Here is a 17194-nt window from a genome sequence, read left to right as displayed (position 1 = left end):
CCGTACGCGTCGGCCACCGCGATCGAGAGGACGAGGGCGGCCGGAGCCGCGACGTCTCGGCCCACCTGACCCTCGACGTCGCGGCTCCGGCCGCCCTCGTCCTCTCGATCGCGGTGGCCGACGCGTACGGGGCGGAGGAGTCGCTGACGCTCACCGTCGACGGCCGCCCGCTCCCCGCTCGCGAGGTGATCGACCAGCACGGCACCCGGCTGCACGTGCTCGACGCGCCGGTCGGGCACCTCGTCGTGGACTACTCCGCGCGCGTCCTGGGACGCCTCGCTCCGCTCGAGGGCGACGAGGTGGACCGGCTGCGGTACCTGCGGCCGAGCCGCTACGCCGAGTCGGACGTGCTGTGGGCGACGGCCCGGGCCGAGTTCGCCGGCCTGTCCGGGGCGGACCTCCTGCACGCGGTGAGCTCCTGGGTCGGCACGCGGCTGGCGTACGTCCCCGGCTCGAGCCTTCCGACGGACGGGGCCGAGCGGACGCTGCTCGCCCGCCGCGGCGTCTGCCGCGACTTCGCGCACCTCGTCGTCGCCCTCCTCCGGGCGCTGGACGTGCCCGCCCGACTGGCGGCCGTGTACGCGCCGGGACTGCAGCCGATGGACTTCCACGCGGTCGCGGAGGCCTGGATCGAGGGGGAGTGGCGGGCGGTCGACGCGACGACGCTCGCTCCTCGGTCGAGCCTCGTGCGGATCGCGACGGGACGCGACGCGGCCGACACCGCGTTCCTCGGCGTCTACGGCGGCATCGCGACGCTGCGCGAGCTGACCGTCGGCGCCGTGGCCGACGTGCTGCCGGGCGACGACCTCGACCGGCCCGTCTCGATCGGCTGAGCGGGCGGCCGAGGCCGGCTACTCCGACTCGACGAAGCGCCGCCAGGCCCAGATCGACGTGCACACCGCGCTGAAGGCGACGACGGCGAAGAGCACCGGACCCGCTCCGCCGTCGGTCGACCAGGACGCGATGGTCGGGGTGAGCAGCACGAACAGCACGGTCGTCGCGAGGAGCGTGAGCCCGAGCCAGAGCAGCGGGGACCAGCGCAGGATGCTGCGGCCGGCGGGGCGCCCGACCGGGAACAGCAGCACCACGCTCGAGCCGACCGAGATCAGCGTGGTCGCGCTGAGCACCTCCGCGGCGAGCACGGAGCCGAACGAGCCGTCGGGCGGGACCACGGCGGAGGCGCCCCAGGCGAGTCCGGCGAGACCCAGCAGCGAGACGACGCGGACGGTGGAGAGCTTCGCGCGGTCGACGGCGGACGCGCCCTCGGGGAGGACGAGGCCGATCACCACGCCGAAGAGGAGCGCCGGGTCCAGTGACGCGAAGCGCGAGACGAGAGCGGCCGCCGCGACCAGGAGCAGCGCGCGCGGAGCGGCGACGACGCCGATCCCGCTGACGCCGATCCGTCGGCCGACCAGCGCGGGGACGGCGGCGGCGACCGCGTTGACCACGGCGACGGCCACGATGACGGCGATCAGCAGGCGCAGGTAGGCGGGCTGGCCGTCGACGCGTCCCGAGAGCAGGACGAGGCCGGCTGCGCAGCCGATCATCCCGACGACCATCAGGCGCGGCGAGGCGGGACCGGTGTCCGGCTTGTCGTCGTACTCGACGGCGGCGCGGTTGCGGCCCGTGAGGTGCCAGCTGCGCTCGGCGCGGGGCGCGCGCCCGGCCGCGGCGAGGCGGGCCGGCACGACGACCAGGGCGAGCGAGAGCAGAGCGAGGGCGAGGGAGCGCATCCAGTCGGCCATCGAGACGACGGGCGATCCGGCGGACAGCGCGGTGGTCATCCCGGTCGCCGCGCTCCAGCCGCCCGGCTCCGATCCGGCGTCGGGGGCGGGCTGCGGCGGCACGTCACCGCCGTCCTGGTCGGGAGCCGGGACCGGTGCTGCGGTGGGCTCGGCGGTCGGCTCGTCCTCGGGCGCGGGCGCGGCCTCTCCGGGGCGGACGGGCGACGGGGACGCGGTCGGCGCCGCGCTGCTCGGAGCGGGAGACGCGGCGGCCCCGGGCGCACTGGGCGCGGCTCCGGGGGCGGCCGGCGTCGTCGCGCTGGGCGTGCTGGTGGGAGCGGTCGTCGCCGCCGCGAAGGTCACGTCGATCCAGGGGCTCGGCGGGCTGTAGTTGCCGGCGCTGTCTCCGGCGATGGCGGAGACCCGATGCGCGCCCGCCGTGATCGTGCCGCCGGTGCAGCTCCAGGCGCCTCCGCTGACCGCCGCGTCGCAGGTGTTGACCCGGTCCACGTACACGTAGGCGCGAGTGCCGTCCACGCCCGTCCCGGAGTAGGACGCGCCGCTGAGCGGCAGGGCGGCGCCGTCCGACGGCGAGGTGAGGGCGGGGGCGGCAGGAGCAGCGGTGTCGACCACGAGGGTCACCGGCGCGCTGGCCGGCGAGGCGGCGCTGCCGGCGAAGGAGGCGGTCTGCGTCGCGGTGACGCGGTAGCTGCCCGGCGCCGGAGTGGGGGCGAGCTGGCAGAACCATGCGCCGCCGGAGTCGGCGGTGGCCAGGCACGCGGCGCCGCCGTTCGAGACCGCGGCGACGCTCGCGCCGGGGTAGGCCGTGCCGCGGACCGAGCCCGCGGAGGTCGCCGAGCCGTCGACCGACTCGATGACGGGGGCGCTGAGGACGGCGATCGGGACGGCGGCCGAGGTGGTCCCGCCGCCGGCGAGGAGCTCCACCGCGACCAGGGTCGCCGGCCCGTCGTCGAGGGAGACGGCGCAGCTCCAGCCGCCGTCGGGGCCCGCGGTGGTGATGCAGAGGGGGTCGCCGCCGCCGCGGAGCCCGATCTGCACCTGGTCCCCGGCCGTCGCCGTGCCGGTGACCGTCGTCGCTCCCGTGCTGAGGACCGCGCCGGAGGAGGGAGCGGTGATCGCGAGAGCGGCGGCCTGCGCGGCCGGCGCGGCCAGGCCGGAGACGGAGGCGACGGCCGCGAGGAGCACCAGCAGCAGGGCGGCCGTGCGGCGCGGGGATCGGCGGAGTCGGGGCACCGGCACGACCGGTGAACCCCCCGGTACTGCCACGTCGACGCCCGATTTCACGATGCGTCCATTGCACGGGGGCAGGGGGGAGCTGTCAAGCGCGCCGCACCACTGTTCCCGGATGTACACCATCCGGAGGAGGCGTCTCGGCCGGTCGGGGGAGTCGGGGAGATCCGGGAGAGCGCTTCCGCGAGAATATACCCGTCGATCAGATCCGGAGGACAGTGGAATGCGCGAAGACGAGGCCCGCGGGCGCGATCGGCGGGAGGTGCGCGTCGAGGCTGCGCGCTTCGACGATCCGCGCGAGCTGGGCGGGCTCCTGCCGCCGGGCCTGCGCATCGGACTGGCGCAGAGCGCCTTCCAGACGGAGGGCTCCCTCGAGACGGGCGGCCGGGGCCGGTCGGTGTGGGACGACTTCGCGCTGCGACGGGGGACGATCGCCGAGGAGGCCACTCCCGAGATCGCGACGGACTTCCTCCTGCGCTGGCGCGAGGACCTCGCGCTGCTGGTCGATCTCGGCGTCGACGAGCTCCGGCTCTCGGTCTCGTGGCCCCGGCTGCAGCCCGACGGCCGCGGGCCGATCGACCGCGGAGGGCTCGGCTTCTACGACCGCCTGCTCGACGGGCTCGCCGAGACGGGGATCCGGGTCGCGCTGACCCTGCACCACCGCGACACCCCGTCGGCGCTCAGCGGCGGCTGGATGAACCGCGACACCGCGTTCCGGTTCGGCGATCTCGCCTTCGAGCTCGGCGGGCGGTTCGGCGACCGGGTCGCCGACTGGATCACCCTCGACCAGCCGTCGACGGTGATGCTCGAGGGCTACGCGCTCGCGCGGCAGGCGCCGGGCGCCGGTCGGCTGTTCAGCGCCCTGCCGGCGCTGCACCACCAGCTCCTCGGGCACGGCGTGGCGCTGGAGGCGCTGCGGGCGGCGGAGGTGACCGGGAGGATCGGCCTCGTCGACGCGCTCGCGCCCGTCGAGCCCGCCTCCGACGATGACCGGGACCGCGCCTTCGCCTCCCTGGCGGACGTCCTGCGGAACCGCCTGGTGGCCGACGCCGTGCTGACCGGGTCCTACCCGGTCGGACCGGAGGAGCTGCCGCCGTTCCTCGGCGCCCTCGCGCAGGCGGATCCGGTCGACCTCGCGCGCATCTCGGCTCCGCTCGACTTCTACGCGGTCGCGCCGCTGCCGCCGCTGCGGATCGTGGCGGGCTGCGACCCGGCGCTGCCGACCGGGGTGGGCGCTCCTCCCGCGCTCCCCTTCCACACGGCGCCCTGGCCGGAGCTGGACCGCACGGGCGACGGCTCGCCGGTCGCACCCTGGGCAGTGGTCTCGGTGCTGCGGTCCCTCGTGGAGCGCTACGGCGACGCCCTGCCGCCGCTGGTGGTGACCGCGCTCGGCGCGAGCTACCCCGACGAGCCCGATCGCGAGGGTGCGATCGTCGACACGGAGCGGATCCGCTGGCTCGGGGCTCACCTGGCCGCTCTCGCCGAGGCCGTCCACGACGGACTGCCGGTGGAGGCCGTGCAGCTCTGGACCCTGGTCGACGCGTTCGAGTGGCAGCACGGCTACAGCCGCCCGCACGGGCTCGTGGCCGTCGACACGCGCAGCCGGGACCGCGTGCCCAAGGCGTCGTTCGACTGGCTCCGGCGCGTCCTCGACGCCCGCTCCTGACGCGGGGGCGTGCGAGACTGCCGCCGTGCGCAGCATCCTCGCCCTCGCCTCCGTCCTCCACGCCGACCCCGCCCCTGTGCTCGCCGCCCTCGCGGACGTCCTCGCCGCCGACGGCGCCTACGAGCGGCGGGGGAGCGGGCTCGAGCGCCGACTCCCCGTGCTCGGCATCGAGCAGTGGCGGGTCCTGGCGGACGAGGAGGGGGCCCGGGTCGAGTGCGAGCTGGTCGCCGCACCCGCCTCGTCGGCGCTCGCCGGGGTCCTCCTCCGGCGACGGATCCGCGAGGCGCCGGACCGGTTCCGTGTGGTCGTGACCGCGGTCGCCGACGCGGTGGAGTGATCCTCCGGGGACGCCCGCGCGGGTCCGCTCCGACGCCCGCTCTCCGCTCCGCCCGCCGCCCCGCCTCCACCCCGCGCCAGCGCCCCCCGAACGGGGAATGCGCGGGCGCTCGCCGCTGTTGTCTACCGATGACGGGACGGGGCTCGGCGCCCCGCCCACCGGACAGCTCGGAGGAGCCAGAGGCAGATGGCAGGAACAGGGATGAACAAGGGTCGAGGGGCGCGCGGCAGTGACGACGAGATCGTCTACCGCCGCCACGCGAACGGACGCGGCATGGTCGCTCCCGGATCGCGCGTCTCGGCGACCGCGTACGTGGAGACCGGCGCCTACGTGGAGCCCGGCGCGACCGTGGGCGAGCGCGCCTGGATCGGCGCGGGCAGCTGGGTCGACCGCGACGCCATGATCGGGCACAGCGCCTTCATCGGCGCGAACGTGCACGTCGGGCCCGAGGCGATCATCGGACCGGGGGCGCGGATCGGGAGCTACTCCCGGATCGGACGATCGGCCGTGATCGCGACCGGCGCCCGCATCGACCGCGACACCGTGGTGCCCGACGGCGCCCGGAAGGGCATCGACGAGGCGAGCGAGAGCGGCCGCCGCGCGGCCTGACCCCCACGACCCTGTTCCGCCGGCTCCCCGGAGCGGCGGAATAGGGTCGTTCCATGTTCGAACTCCACCACCTCAGCGCCCAGGAGCAGTGGGACTGGCTGCAGCGCGGAGAGGTCACGCCTCTCGAGCTCGCCGATCACTACCTCGCCCGGATCGAGCGGTGGAACGGGGAGCTGGGCGCCTTCGCCACGGTGACCGCCGATCGGGCGCGGGAGCGGGCGTCATCGCTCGGCACCGGGCCCGGCACCGCTCCGCTCTGGGGCCTGCCGAGCGGCGACAAGGACCTCTGGCGGCGCGCGGGCGTGCGGACCGCATCCGGATCGCGGCTGCGCGAGCACCACGTGCCCACCGCCTCCGACGAGATCGTCGAGGTGCTCGACGCGGCGGGAGCGGTCAGCCTCGGCAAGACCGCGGCGCCCGAGTTCGGGATGCCCTCCTACACCGAGACGCTGATCGGCCCGCCCGCCGTCACGCCCTGGGACACCCGCCTCGGGGCCGGCGGATCCAGCGGAGGAGCGGCGGTCGCCGTCGCCGCGGGACTGCTGCCGTTCGCCCCCGCCTCGGACGGCGGCGGGTCCATCCGCATCCCCGCCGCGGCCTGCGGCCTGGTGGGACTGAAGCCCTCCCGCGGACGCGTCGCCGCGCTCTCCGGCATCGGCGGGGTCGGCGGCCTGACGGTCGCCGGGCCGATCACCCGCTCGGTCGCCGACGCGGGCCTCCTGCTCGAGGGCCTGCTGGAGCGGACGAACGGCCGCCTCCCGCAGCGCTGGTCGCTCGGCGCGCCCGGTGACGGGGACGGCTCGTTCCTCGGCGCCGCGGTGCGCGGAGAGGGGCGCTTCCAGATCGGCGTGCTGACGGACTCGCCCTGGGACGAGGAGTACGAGATCGCTCTCGCTCCGGAGGCGCGCGCCGCGCTGGACGAGGGGATCGCCGCGCTGGCCGCGCTCGGCCACGGGCTCGAGGAGGCGTTGCTGCCCCCGAGCGCCGCGTACCCCGCCGCGTTCCGGACGCTGTGGCAGAGCGGCGCGGCGACCCTGCCCGTCGAGGGCGCGGACCTCGATCTGCTGGAGCCGCTGACCCGCTGGCTGGTGGAGGAGGGACGCCGGCGCTCCGCCCGCGAGATCGTCGAGGCGGCGTCCTGGCTCTCGGGCTACGAGCGCGCGGTGATCGCGGCGTTCTCCGGCGTCGACGCGGTCCTGACGCCGTCGCTGGCGATGACGCCGCGCCCCGTCGGCTGGTACGACCTCGAGGATCCCGAGCGCAATTTCGAGCAGCAGTGCCTCTACACGCCGTACACGTCCTTCGTGAACGTGAGCGGCCTCCCCGCGATCACCCTTCCGCTGAGCACCACGGAGGAGGGCCTGCCGATGGGAGTCCAGCTGATCGGGCGACCCGGCGGCGAGGCGACGCTGCTGGCGATCGGCGCACAGCTCGAGCGGCGGGCGCGCTGGCAGAGGCGGCACCCGCCGCAGTGGTGAGGGGGGAGGCCGCAGTCGTGACGGGTCCGGGCGCGGCCGCACGGCGGATGGTCAGGTCCGGCTCTGGTCACTGAGGTAAGCCTTGCCTATACTCGAACACGATGTGCATGTTCGAGGACCGCGACGGCTCCGCGCCGGTCGACGTGAAGCAGTTCCTGATCGCGGGCGACGAGACCGTCGTGCCGTGGATCCAGAGCATCCTCGACACCCTCCCCGCGAACGCCCGCGGCCAGGTCTTCGTCGAGGTCGACGACGCGCGCGGACTGCCGCCGCTCGCCGCCCCCGGACGGGTCTGCGTCACCTGGCTCGGCCGCTCCGAGCGCTCGGGCGCCCCCGGCACCGGTGAGCGCTGCTCCCGCGGAGTCGCGCTCGACCGCGCGGTCCGGGCCTGGGTCGGCGAGATGTCGGTCGTCGACGGCGACTACCCGTGGGCCGACGGCCGCCACGACTTCTGCGCCTGGATCGGCGGGGCCGGCCCCGTCGTCGCCGAGCTCGCCGCCGACGTCGAGGCGCGCCTGCGCACCTCCGCCGAGCACGCCGCGCGCTGACCGTCCGCCGGGCGTCCCGGCTGAGTGTTAGGCAAGGCTTACCTTCTGTGCGAGACTGAGGCGATGCCTCCGACGACCGCCGCCCCCGCCCGACCGGCCTACCGGCCGTACCTCGCGACCGTCGCCGCAGCGACCCGGATCGCCCCGCACTTCATCCGCGTGACCCTCACCGGCACCGGCCTCGACCACGTCGGCTGCACCGGCCCCGACCAGCGCATCAAGCTCGTCGTCCCCACCGCAGCCTCCGACGCCCCCGCCTTCCTCGCCTCCGTCTCGGACCCCGACGGACCCGACGGACTCGACCCCGACTGGTACGGCCGCTGGCGACAGCTCCCCGACGAGCTCCGGAACCCGCTCCGCACCTACACCATCCGCGCCGTCCGCCCCGAGGACGCCGAGGTCGACATCGACTTCGCCGCCCACGGCGACACCGGACCGGCCTCCGCCTGGGTCGAGAGCGCCCGCGCCGGCGACCAGATCGTCATCATCGCGCCCGACACGCGCTCCGACCTCCCCGGCGGCGGAGTCGAGTTCCACCCCGGCGCCGCCACCTCCCTCCTCCTCGCCGGCGACGAGACGGCCGTCCCCGCCATCGCCGCGATCCTCGAGAGCCTCGACGACGACGCCACCGGAGCCGCGTTCCTCGAGGTCCCCACCGCCCACGACCGCCTCCCGCTCCGCCACCCCGCTGGCGTCCACGTCACCTGGATCGTCCGCGCCCACGCGGCAGCCCCCGGAGCGGCCCTCGGCGACGCGGTCCGCGCCTGGGCCACCCGCTTCCTCACCGCCCACCACCGCGGCGTGGACGTCAGCGACATCGACGTCGACCACGAGATGCTCTGGGAGGTCCCCGACGAGAGCACCGACCCCGGCCTCTACGCCTGGATCGCCGGAGAAGCCGGCGCCGTGAAGCTGATCCGCCGCTGCCTCGTCACCGAGCTCGGACTCGACCGGAAGCGGGTGGCGTTCATGGGGTATTGGCGCCTCGGCCGCCAAGAGTCCAACTGACCCGGAGCGCCGCAGGGCGACGTTCTGCGGCGTTGTCGTCGGGCGCGATACCGCCGGTATCGCTTCCTCCTCCGCCTTGCAGAACGACGCCCTGCGACGCTCCGGGCACTGCTCGAAGAGGATCGGCGCGCCGGAGGCGCGACCGCGGGGGACGGCGCGCCGGAGGCGCGACCGCAAGGGGGACGGCGCGCCAGGGGCGCGACCGCAGAGGATGCGGCGCGCCGGGGGCGCGACCGCGGGGGACGGCGGGCTGGAGGTGCGACCGCGGAGGACGATGCTGATCGAGTGGATCTCGCAGAGGGCGTCTCGAGAGTCACTGCCGACGGACTTCGCGCGTGATCGAGCGGTTCTCGGGTGCCTGGCGAGTCGGGCGACCGCGCCCGGACATGCTCATCGGGTAGCCCTCGGAGAGGGAGTTTCGAGATCCACGCCCGACCGATTTCGCGGCTGATCGAGCAGCTCGCGGGCACAGACCGAGTCGGGCGACCGCGCGCAGACCTGCTGATCGGGCAGCCCTCGGAGAGGGCGTGTCGAGATCCACCCGACGAGCGCGCCGGGTGCTCCGCGCCGCCCCGGCGTCGAGTCGGCGGCGGCGGGGAGCGGCAGCGGGCTACAGGGTGGGCGAGACGCCCACGAGGCGGCTGGAGAGGGTCCAGAGGTCGTGGGCGAGAGCGCGGTCGCGAGCCTGGGGGTTCAGGGAGCCGTGCGGCGTCAGCTGGTCGAAGTAGGTGCCGCTGGCGGCACCGACGTCGGGCTCGGAGGCGAGGGTGATCAGCGGCACCGCACCCGCCTCGGCGGAGATGCCGAAGGAGCCGACCGAGAGGCTCGTCATCAGCTTCATCATCGTGCTGTCGGCACCGAAGCTCGTCGAGACGACGCCCGGGTGGAACGAGTACGCGTCGACCGACGTCGTCAGCAGGCGCTCCGCCAGCTCGCGGATGAAGAGGATCGTCACCAGCTTCGACGTGCCGTACGCCCGCCAGCCGCCGAGCCACGGACCCCGGCGGTTGTCGAGGTCGTCGAGCCTCAGGCGACCGAAGCGGTTCGCGAGGCTCGCCGTGGAGACGACGCGGACGCCGGCCCGCTCCCTCGAGGTCTCGATCATCCGCGGGAGCAGGAGCCGCGTGAGCAGGAACGGCGCGAGGTGGTTGCTCTGGATCGTCCGCTCGTGGCCGTCGACCGTCTCGGCGCGGTGGGAGACGAGCCCGCCCGCGTTGTTCGCCAGCACGTCGATCCGCTCGTAGCGCTCGAGGAGGCCGTCGGCCAGGGCGCGGACGTCGTCGAGCCGGTCGAAGTCGGCCAGGAACGCGTCCCCTCCCACGTCGGCGGCGACCGCGCGGGTGCGCTCGGGGTTCCGCCCGACCACGGCCACGCGGGCACCGGCGGACGCCAGCGCTCCCGCCGCGACCCGGCCGATGCCGGAACTGGCTCCGGTGAGGACGACGACGCGCCCCGTCATGTCAGTGACCACGGAGATATCCGCCCTTCTCGAGACCGGCTTCGATCTCGAATCGATTGCGCAGCGGATCGCGACCCGCCACCGTGTACGCGAACGGGAACCACATCCCGTAGAGCCGCCACTGCTCCTTGTGCACGGCCTCGTGCTCGAGGACGCTGTCGGAGACGTTGGTGCCCGTGAGGTAGCTCGTGCCGACGCAGGACCCTCCGCGGCCGAACGCCCAGGAGGGCAGACCGGTGAAGACGACGAGGCCGTGGCTGCGCCGGATCGGGCCCGTGCTCCACAGCGCGCCCCAGGCGAGTCCGACCGCGCACGCGAAGAGGTAGCCCGGCCGGGTGATCGCCGGATCCAGGGCCACCGTCGCGACGGCTCGACGGAGCGCGCTCACGCGCTGTCGCGTCCGTAGGTCTCGAGCAGCCTCAGCCAGACCTCGCTGATCGTCGGATAGGAGGGGACCGCGTGCCAGAGGCGCGAGAGCGGCACCTCGCCGACGACGGCGATCGTCGCGGAGTGGATCAGCTCTCCGACCTCCTTGCCGACGAAGGTGACGCCGAGGACGACCTTCCGGTCCTCGTCCACGACCATCCGCGCGGTGCCCGTGTAGCCGTCGGCGGCGAGGGCGGCGCCGGCGACCGAGCCGATCTCGTAGTCGACGACGCGGGTGCGGTAGCCGGCCTTCTCGGCGGCCGCGGCGGTCAGGCCGACCGACGCGACCTCGGGGTCGGTGAAGACGACCTGCGGCACGGCCTCGTGGTCCGCGGTCGCGACGTGCGCTCCCCAGGGGGCGTCGTGGACCTCGGCACCGGTGGCGCGCGCGACGATCACGTCGCCTGCCGCACGGGCCTGGTACTTGCCCTGGTGCGTGAGCAGTGCGCGGTGGTTCACGTCGCCCACCCCGTAGAGCCACGGACGCCCGCCGCCGAGGGGAGCACCGTCGCCGCCCAGCACGAGCATCGTGTCGTCGACCGTCAGCGAGGAGCCGGGCTCGAGGCCCACCGTCTCGAGGCCGACGTCGCGGGTGTGCGGGGCGCGGCCGGTCGCGGCGAGCACCTGGTCGGCCTCGATGACGTCGCCGCCCTCGAGCGTCACCGCCACGGTGCCGTCGGACCGGCGCTCGACCGAGACGGGCGAGTCGCCGAGGCGCAGGTCGACGCCGAGCTCCTGGAGCGCCGAGCCGACGAGCTCGCCGGCGAAGGGCTCGAACGGCGCGAGGAGTCCGCTGCGGGCGACGAGCGTGACGGAGGAGCCCATGCCGGCGTAGGCGGTCGCCATCTCGGTCGCGACGACTCCGCCGCCGATGACGACGAGGCGCGGCGGCACCTCCTCGGCCGAGGTGGCCTCGCGGCTCGTCCAGGGGGATGCCGCGCGCAGGCCCGGGATGTCGGGGACGACGGCGGTGGTGCCGGTCGCGACGGCGACGGCGGAGCGGGCGCGGAGCACGCGCACCTCGCCGTCGGGTCCGGTCACGGTCACCTCGCGCTCGCCGCTCAGGCGGCCGTGCCCGCGGATGAGCTCGATGCCGGCGCCCTCGAGCCACTGCACCTGGCCGTGGTCGTCGAAGTGGCTGGTGAAGGAGTCGCGGCGGGCCAGGAGCGCGGGCACGTCGACTCCTCCGCTCACCGCCTGCGCCGCGCCGGGGAGATCACGGGCGGCGCGGAGCGCCATCGGCGGCCGCAGCAGCGCCTTCGAGGGCATGCACGCCCAGTAGGAGCACTCGCCCCCGACGAGCTCGCTCTCGACGACGGCCGCGGTGAGGCCGCCCTGGACCGCGCGGTCCGCGAGGTTCTCGCCCACCGGCCCTGCTCCGATGACGATGACGTCGAACTCGTCCGTCGTGCTGCTCATGCTGTCTCCCTGGGGTTCTCGGAGGCGTCGAGCCCCGTCGTGTGTGGGTGCCCGGCGCTCAATGCGCCGGCACGATCTCGGCCCGCCAGCCGTCGTAGCGGCCGCCGTGGCTCTCGACCGCCTCGATCACCTGGCGGAGGAACGCGGTGGTCGACTCCTCGTCGACCGCGGCGTGGTGGCTCGCGACGAGGACCTGCCTCAGCCGAAGCCGCGAGATCGCGATCTGGAAGCCGGAGGCCACGAGGACGCGCCCGGCGCGCCGTGCGGTGCTGCGGCGGGAGAAGACGGCGAAGTGGTCGACCTCGCGCAGCTCCCACACCTGGTCGCCGTAGCGGAGCCGGATCTCGAGCTGCTGCGCGGCGCGCTCCTGCTGCGCCTCGAGGGAGGAGCCGCCGGGCGCCGTGACGGTGGTGCTCTCGTCGCTCATCGTCCGGTGAACTCCGCCGTCGTGCGCTGGAGGAAGGCCTCGGTGCCGATGCGCGCGTCCTCGGACGCCGCGAGACGCGCGAGCGCCCCGGGGAGCGCGGCCGCGGCCTCGGCGTCGGACGCGGCGACCGCGAGCCGGGCACTGGCCAGGGCGGCCTGCACGGCGAGCGGCGCCTGCGCGGCGATCCGGGCGGCCAGAGCCCAGGCCGCCTCGGCGACCGTCCCGTCGGGGACGACCTGCTGCACGAGGCCGATGCGGTGGGCTTCCTCGGCGTCGAAGAGGTCGCCGGTGAGGATCCAGCGCATCGCGTCGCCCCAGCCGACGGCGCGGGGGAAGCGCAGCGTCGCTCCGGCGAAGGGCAGGATGCCGCGGGCGACCTCGATCTGGCCGAAGCGGGTGGACCGCTCGGCGAGGACGACGTCGCTCGCGAGCGCGAGCTCGATGCCGAGCGTGAGGCAGGTGCCCTGGAGGCCGATGACCACCGGCTTGCTCACGGGGCGGGTGCGCAGGCCCCAGGGGTCGAGCCCGCCCTCGGGCACGAAGTCGAGGCCGTCGGAGCCCAGGCGGGGCCCGATGTCGGCGAGGTCGAGCCCGGCCGTGAAGTGCCCGCCCTCGGCGAGGACGACGCCGGCGCGCAGCTCCGGGTCGCGGTCGAGCTCGCCGTACGCGGACGCCAGCTCCGCGAGCAGCCGCAGATCGGCGGCGTTGCGCTTCTCGGGCCGGTCCAGCACGATCGCGAGCACGGTCCCGCGCCGCTCGGTGCGCACGCGCGGTCTCTCGTCGCTCATCGTTCCTCCGCTCGGTCGCGTCCGACCATCTTGCCGGGTGCCGCCGACACGCGCTCGGGCTTGCGCGCCGATGGCAGGGCTCTCTCAGGCCCCGCGGGACAGAGCGCCGAGGAGGCGGAGGATCGTGGGCAGGTCGTCCTCGGCCGCGGTCGGCGACGACGGGGCGAACGAGGTGACGCCGGCGCCCGCGAGCGGGAAGCGGGACCGGAGGGCGTCGAGGCTCGCGACGAGGCGCGAGGCGGGAACGCCGAAGGGCACCGGGTCGAACAGCCCGGCGAGATCGGCGGGGTCGAGCACGTCCAGATCGAGGTGCACGTAGACGGAGGCGGCACCGGTCGCCTCGACCGCCGCGACGAGCGACTCCGGGTCGAGGGCGTCCGCGGGCAGCACCGCGGCGCCCCGCTCGACCAGCCGCTCGAGCTCGCCGTCGTCGGCGGAGCGGACACCTCCGAGGACGACGCGCTCGTCGGCCACCCGCTCCTCGGCGCCCGCGCTCAGGAGGCCGACGCCGCGTCCCAGCGCGGCCGAGAGGACCATGCCGCAGAAGGCGCCGCTGGGGGAGGACTCGGGAGTGTGCGCGTCCGGGTGGGCGTCGAGCCAGACCAGCGCGACCGGGCCCGGTGCCGAGCGCACGGCGTGCCCGATCGCCGCGAACTCGACGCCGCAGTCGCCGCCGATCGTGATCACGGGACCGGTGCGGCCCGAGAGTGCCTCGCGCACCCGCTCGGCGACGGTGGCGACCGAGGCGTAGCGGCGGATGCCGGTGTCCTGGGCGTCGCCCGCCTCGGCGGGGATGTCGAGGGTCGTGGTGGCGGAGGAGGGCAGATCGCCCCGGATCGCCTCGGCTCCGTCGACGAGGCGCATCGCGCGCGTCGACGCCGAGCCCTGCCACTGGGGGACGACGAGGAAGGAGGCCATGTCCCTCACTATGGCACGCGCGCCGGTGCCGGGTGCCTGCGTGCTCAGGCCGCGGGCAGGCCTCCGGGGACGGCTGCTGGGCGGAGCGATGGGGGTGCGCCGTCGAGGTCGACCAGGGCCTCGTCGAGCGCGGAGCGGGCGCGGTCGGCGGCGGCGCGGGCCTCGTCCAGAGCGCCGGCCGGATCGCCTGCCGCACGGCGCACCGCGGTGTCCAGCTGCCCGAGTGTCTCCTCCGCGAGGATCCGGGGTGCCGCGGTGATGCGCTCGCCGTGCACGGCGGCCAGGAGCAGCACCGACTCGGCACCGAGCCGGGCCGCGGTGCGCGCCGCCTCGAACAGGAGGAGCTGGCGCTCGGCCTGGGCTCGCGGCTCGCGGTACCCGGAGACGACGGCGTCCAGAGCGGAGTCGGCGTCGAGCAGCAGGACCAGCAGCGCGGCCGGATCGTGGCGGGCGCCGGCCGACCGGGCGTCGTCGGCGTCGAGGAGGAGCGACCGTGCCGCGGCGCACGCGACGGCCACGTCGGCGGCGGAGGCGAGCTGCGCCGAGGTGCGCAGGTCCGAGAGGGTGGCGGCCCGCTCCAGGTCGTCCCGCACGGAGCGCTCGACGCCGCTCAGCTGCACCTCGGCGCGGGTCACGAGCCCGACCAGCGAGTCGACCGCGTCGAGCAGGGCGCCGGGATCGGGGGAGCCGCCGGCGGCGACGTGCTCGACGGCCTCGCGCAGCGGTCGGACCCGGCGCTCGGGAGTGGTCCCGGCGAGGACGGAGACCTCGGAGCGCGCCTGCTGCACGCGCTCCGGGAGGGACGGGCTCGGCGAGGTCACTCCGTGATCGTACGGCCGGAGTGTGACACCGCGTGACACGGCGGTTCGACCAGCGGCGGCGGCGTGCCCAGGATGGAGTCATGACCCGCTCGCTCGCCATCGTCGAGGTCGCCCGCGTGCGACCGGGCCGCGAGGAGTACCACGCCTACGTGCAGATCCTGAACGGCCGCATCCTCGCCCTCGCGCACGAGCGCGGCTGGCGGGCGGAGCGCTTCGCCGCCGAGGAGCTGGGCACGGAGGAGCTGCTGGCGCGCACGGCGGGGGCGGATGCCCTCGTCCTCGCGGGCGGCGAGGACATCGCTCCCGAGCAGTACGGCGCCGACCGCGGCTACCCGGCCGAGGGCCCCCACGCGGAGCGCGCCGACGCCGCCCAGATCGCGCTGGTGCACCGGGCGCTGGCCCGCCGGACCCCGCTGCTGGGCATCTGCCGCGGCCTGCAGATCGTCAACGTCGCGCTCGGCGGCACGCTGGTGCAGGACCTGGGGCCGGAGGCGGAGCACGTCAACGCGGCGGCCCCTGCTCACCAGCGCATGCACCGGCACGAGGTCGAGCTCGCGGCGGGCTCCGTGCTCGGCGGGCTCTTCGGATCCGAGGCGCTCGCGGTGCAGAGCGCGCACCACCAGGCGGTCGACCTGCTCGCTCCGGGGCTGCGGGTCGTCGCCCGGGCGGAGGACGGCGTGATCGAGGCCGTCGAGCACGTCGCGGCCCCCCTCGTCGGCGTGCAGTGGCACCCCGAGGACCCGGACGCTCCCGCCGGTCAGCTGGCGACGCTGCTCGACGGGCTGGCGCTCGCCGCCGCCCGCGGGGAGTTCGCGCTGCCCCTCGCCGCCTGAGCGGCCGGGGCTCCCCGCGGGCGACCGGGCTCAGCGGGCCAGTCGGGCCATCCACGCCTCGATGTCGTCGGCCGAGCGCGGGATGCCGGCCGAGAGGTTCTCGGCGCCGTCGGAGGTGACGAGCACGTCGTCCTCGATCCGGACGCCGATGCCGCGCAGCTCCTCCGGGACCGTGAGGTCGTCGGGCTGGAAGTAGAGGCCGGGCTCGATGGTGAAGACCATGCCCTCCTCGACCAGTCCGTCGAGGTACATCTCGCGCCGTGCGCGGGCGCAGTCGTGCACGTCGAGTCCGAGGTGGTGGCTGGTGCCGTGGACCATGTAGCGGCGGTGCTGCTGGTTGTCGGCCTCGAGCGCCTCCTCGGCGCTGACCGGCAGCAGGCCCCACTCGGCGGTGCGCCGCGCGATGACGGCCATCGCCGCGGCGTGAACCTCGCGGAAGCGGATGCCGGGGCGGACGATCGCGAACGCGGCGTCGGCCGCCTCCCGCACCGTCTCGTGCACCCGGCGCTGGGCGTCCGTGTAGCGGCCGTCCACCGGGAAGGTGCGGGTGATGTCGGCGGTGTAGTAGCTGTCCTGCTCGACGCCGGCGTCCAGCAGCACCAGCTGGCCGGGGCGCACCGGCCCGTCGTTGCGCGTCCAGTGCAGGATGCAGGCGTGGGGGCCCGCCGCGGCGATGGTGTCGTAGCCGACCGCGTTGCCGTCGGCGCGCGCGCGTCCGTTGAAGACGCCCTCGATCAGGCGCTCGCCCTTCTCGTGGGCGATGATGCGCGGCAGGTCGGAGAGGACGTCCTCGAAGCCGCGGCCCGTCGCGTCGACGGCGGCGCGCAGCTCGGCGATCTCGTAGGCGTCCTTGACCAGGCGGAGCTCGGCGATGTCGCGCTCGAGCGCCGCGTCGCGGTCCGCCCGCTCGTCGGCCTCGACCGCGTCGAGACGGCCGGTCACCGCCGGGTCGGCCTCGCGGAGCACGGCGAGGGGGACGCCGTCGTGCGCGTCGAGGACCGCGTCGAGCTCGGCGATCCCGCGGGTGGCGAGGCCGAGATCGCTCGCGACCTGCGCGAGCGACGGACGCGGCCCGATCCAGAACTCGCCGATCTCGGGGTTGGCGTAGAACTCGTCGGAGTCGCGGCCCGCGCGCTCGCGGAAGTAGAGCGTCGCGCTGTGGCCGGACGCGGCGGGCTCGAGGACGAGGACCGCGCCGGGCTCGGAGTCGGAGCCCCAGCCGGTGAGCCAGGTGAAGGCCGAGTGCGCACGGAAGGGGTAGTCGGTGTCGTTCGCGCGCTGCTTGAGGCGGCCCGCCGGGACGACGATGCGCACGCCGGTGTGCAGCGCGGAGAGGCGCTCGCGGCGGGAGGCGGCGAAGGACGCCTGCTCGCGCGGAGCGGGCAGCGGCTCCTCCCGCTCGGCCCAGCCGGACGCGATGAAGTCGCGGAAGCGGTCGGAGGCGGGGGTCGTCGAGCGGTTCGCGGTGGCGCGGGGGCGCGG

General features: G+C 75.4%; 17 protein-coding genes. 8 read left to right on the top strand and 9 right to left on the bottom strand.

The genetic code is table 11. From position 1 onward, the window contains the following. The first annotated feature begins 65 nt into the window (after positions 1-65). Positions 66-833 carry a transglutaminase family protein gene (locus C5D09_RS15915; protein ID WP_104269743.1) on the top strand — a complete coding sequence of 256 codons (768 nt, stop codon included), beginning with the start codon at positions 66-68 and terminating at the stop codon, positions 831-833. A gap of 18 nt (positions 834-851) precedes the next feature. On the opposite strand, the gene C5D09_RS17265 is transcribed toward C5D09_RS15915, so the two are convergent. Beyond that, entirely contained in the window at positions 852-2978 is a 2127-nt protein-coding gene (locus C5D09_RS17265; RefSeq protein ID WP_181135069.1) for a hypothetical protein, read from the bottom strand. 220 nt (positions 2979-3198) lie between these two features. Here C5D09_RS17265 and C5D09_RS15910 point away from each other — a divergent pair, with 220 nt between their 5' ends. From C5D09_RS15910 to C5D09_RS15885, 6 genes are all read left to right on the top strand, one after another. Further along, entirely contained in the window at positions 3199-4641 is a 1443-nt protein-coding gene (locus C5D09_RS15910; protein ID WP_181135068.1) for a glycoside hydrolase family 1 protein, read from the top strand. 25 nt (positions 4642-4666) lie between these two features. Then, positions 4667-4978 carry a hypothetical protein gene (locus tag C5D09_RS15905; RefSeq protein WP_104269741.1) on the top strand — a complete coding sequence of 104 codons (312 nt, stop codon included), beginning with the start codon at positions 4667-4669 and terminating at the stop codon, positions 4976-4978. Between the two features lie 201 nt (positions 4979-5179). Beyond that, entirely contained in the window at positions 5180-5587 is a 408-nt protein-coding gene (locus tag C5D09_RS15900; RefSeq protein WP_104334124.1) for a transferase, read from the top strand. Positions 5588-5640: 53 nt separating this feature from the next. Then, on the top strand, positions 5641-7065 hold the full coding sequence (locus tag C5D09_RS15895) for an amidase (RefSeq protein ID WP_104269740.1): 1425 nt from the start codon (positions 5641-5643) through the stop codon (positions 7063-7065). A 101-nt stretch (positions 7066-7166) separates the two neighbouring features. Further along, the gene (locus tag C5D09_RS15890) at positions 7167-7613 is read left to right on the top strand and encodes an SIP domain-containing protein (RefSeq protein WP_104248226.1); all 447 of its coding nucleotides are present in this window, start codon (positions 7167-7169) and stop codon (positions 7611-7613) included. 63 nt (positions 7614-7676) lie between these two features. After that, positions 7677-8621 carry a siderophore-interacting protein gene (locus tag C5D09_RS15885; RefSeq protein WP_104227424.1) on the top strand — a complete coding sequence of 315 codons (945 nt, stop codon included), beginning with the start codon at positions 7677-7679 and terminating at the stop codon, positions 8619-8621. Between the two features lie 610 nt (positions 8622-9231). On the opposite strand, the gene C5D09_RS15880 is transcribed toward C5D09_RS15885, so the two are convergent. The 7 genes from C5D09_RS15880 to C5D09_RS15850 all read right to left on the bottom strand — a co-directional run bounded on the left by C5D09_RS15880 (position 9232) and on the right by C5D09_RS15850 (position 14879). Continuing rightward, positions 9232-10092, bottom strand: coding sequence for an SDR family NAD(P)-dependent oxidoreductase (locus C5D09_RS15880; protein WP_244230659.1), 861 nt, complete (start codon positions 10090-10092; stop codon positions 9232-9234). Continuing rightward, on the bottom strand, positions 10082-10468 hold the full coding sequence (locus C5D09_RS15875; protein ID WP_104227423.1) for a Fe-S oxidoreductase: 387 nt from the start codon (positions 10466-10468) through the stop codon (positions 10082-10084). The genes C5D09_RS15880 and C5D09_RS15875 overlap by 11 nt, the downstream gene beginning before the upstream one ends. After that, on the bottom strand, positions 10465-11925 hold the full coding sequence (locus tag C5D09_RS15870) for an NAD(P)/FAD-dependent oxidoreductase (RefSeq protein WP_104269739.1): 1461 nt from the start codon (positions 11923-11925) through the stop codon (positions 10465-10467). Before C5D09_RS15870 ends, C5D09_RS15875 begins: the two co-directional genes overlap by 4 nt. Before the next feature lie 58 nt (positions 11926-11983). Next, complete coding sequence (locus C5D09_RS15865) at positions 11984-12352, bottom strand: ribonuclease E inhibitor RraB (RefSeq protein WP_104225032.1); 369 nt, start codon at positions 12350-12352, stop codon at positions 11984-11986. After that, the gene (locus C5D09_RS15860; RefSeq protein ID WP_104269738.1) at positions 12349-13140 is read right to left on the bottom strand and encodes a crotonase/enoyl-CoA hydratase family protein; all 792 of its coding nucleotides are present in this window, start codon (positions 13138-13140) and stop codon (positions 12349-12351) included. The genes C5D09_RS15865 and C5D09_RS15860 overlap by 4 nt, the downstream gene beginning before the upstream one ends. A gap of 84 nt (positions 13141-13224) precedes the next feature. Continuing rightward, positions 13225-14058 (bottom strand): arginase family protein, encoded by an 834-nt coding sequence (locus C5D09_RS15855; protein ID WP_104248221.1) that lies wholly within the window; start codon positions 14056-14058, stop codon positions 13225-13227. Positions 14059-14102: 44 nt separating this feature from the next. Next, the gene (locus tag C5D09_RS15850) at positions 14103-14879 is read right to left on the bottom strand and encodes a hypothetical protein (protein WP_104239623.1); all 777 of its coding nucleotides are present in this window, start codon (positions 14877-14879) and stop codon (positions 14103-14105) included. An 80-nt stretch (positions 14880-14959) separates the two neighbouring features. On the opposite strand from C5D09_RS15850, the gene C5D09_RS15845 reads away from it, so the two are divergent. Further along, positions 14960-15712 carry a gamma-glutamyl-gamma-aminobutyrate hydrolase family protein gene (locus C5D09_RS15845; protein ID WP_104261727.1) on the top strand — a complete coding sequence of 251 codons (753 nt, stop codon included), beginning with the start codon at positions 14960-14962 and terminating at the stop codon, positions 15710-15712. Between the two features lie 30 nt (positions 15713-15742). Here C5D09_RS15845 and C5D09_RS15840 read toward each other — a convergent pair. Further along, positions 15743-17194, bottom strand: a 1452-nt coding sequence (locus tag C5D09_RS15840; protein WP_104269737.1) for an aminopeptidase P family protein, incomplete at its 5' end; no start/stop codon positions are given.

Source organism: Rathayibacter sp. AY1C9, assembly GCF_002932315.1.
In the GTDB taxonomy this organism is placed as follows: Bacteria; Actinomycetota; Actinomycetes; order Actinomycetales; family Microbacteriaceae; genus Rathayibacter.
The sequence above is the reverse complement of the archived record's forward strand: the minus strand, read 5'-3'. Positions and strand labels throughout refer to the sequence as shown.

Excerpts from the sequence above, each read along its gene's own strand:
- C5D09_RS15910 (WP_181135068.1), top strand. The coding sequence starts at position 3,199 with ATGCGCGAAGACGAGGCCCGCGGGCGCGATCGGCGGGAGGTGCGCGTC.
- C5D09_RS15900 (WP_104334124.1), top strand. The coding sequence starts at position 5,180 with ATGAACAAGGGTCGAGGGGCGCGCGGCAGTGACGACGAGATCGTCTAC.
- C5D09_RS15895 (WP_104269740.1), top strand. The coding sequence starts at position 5,641 with ATGTTCGAACTCCACCACCTCAGCGCCCAGGAGCAGTGGGACTGGCTG.
- C5D09_RS15890 (WP_104248226.1), top strand. The coding sequence starts at position 7,167 with ATGTGCATGTTCGAGGACCGCGACGGCTCCGCGCCGGTCGACGTGAAG.
- C5D09_RS15885 (WP_104227424.1), top strand. The coding sequence starts at position 7,677 with ATGCCTCCGACGACCGCCGCCCCCGCCCGACCGGCCTACCGGCCGTAC.
- C5D09_RS15870 (WP_104269739.1), bottom strand. The coding sequence starts at position 11,925 with ATGAGCAGCACGACGGACGAGTTCGACGTCATCGTCATCGGAGCAGGG.
- C5D09_RS15865 (WP_104225032.1), bottom strand. The coding sequence starts at position 12,352 with ATGAGCGACGAGAGCACCACCGTCACGGCGCCCGGCGGCTCCTCCCTC.
- C5D09_RS15860 (WP_104269738.1), bottom strand. The coding sequence starts at position 13,140 with ATGAGCGACGAGAGACCGCGCGTGCGCACCGAGCGGCGCGGGACCGTG.
- C5D09_RS15855 (WP_104248221.1), bottom strand. The coding sequence starts at position 14,058 with ATGGCCTCCTTCCTCGTCGTCCCCCAGTGGCAGGGCTCGGCGTCGACG.
- C5D09_RS15845 (WP_104261727.1), top strand. The coding sequence starts at position 14,960 with ATGACCCGCTCGCTCGCCATCGTCGAGGTCGCCCGCGTGCGACCGGGC.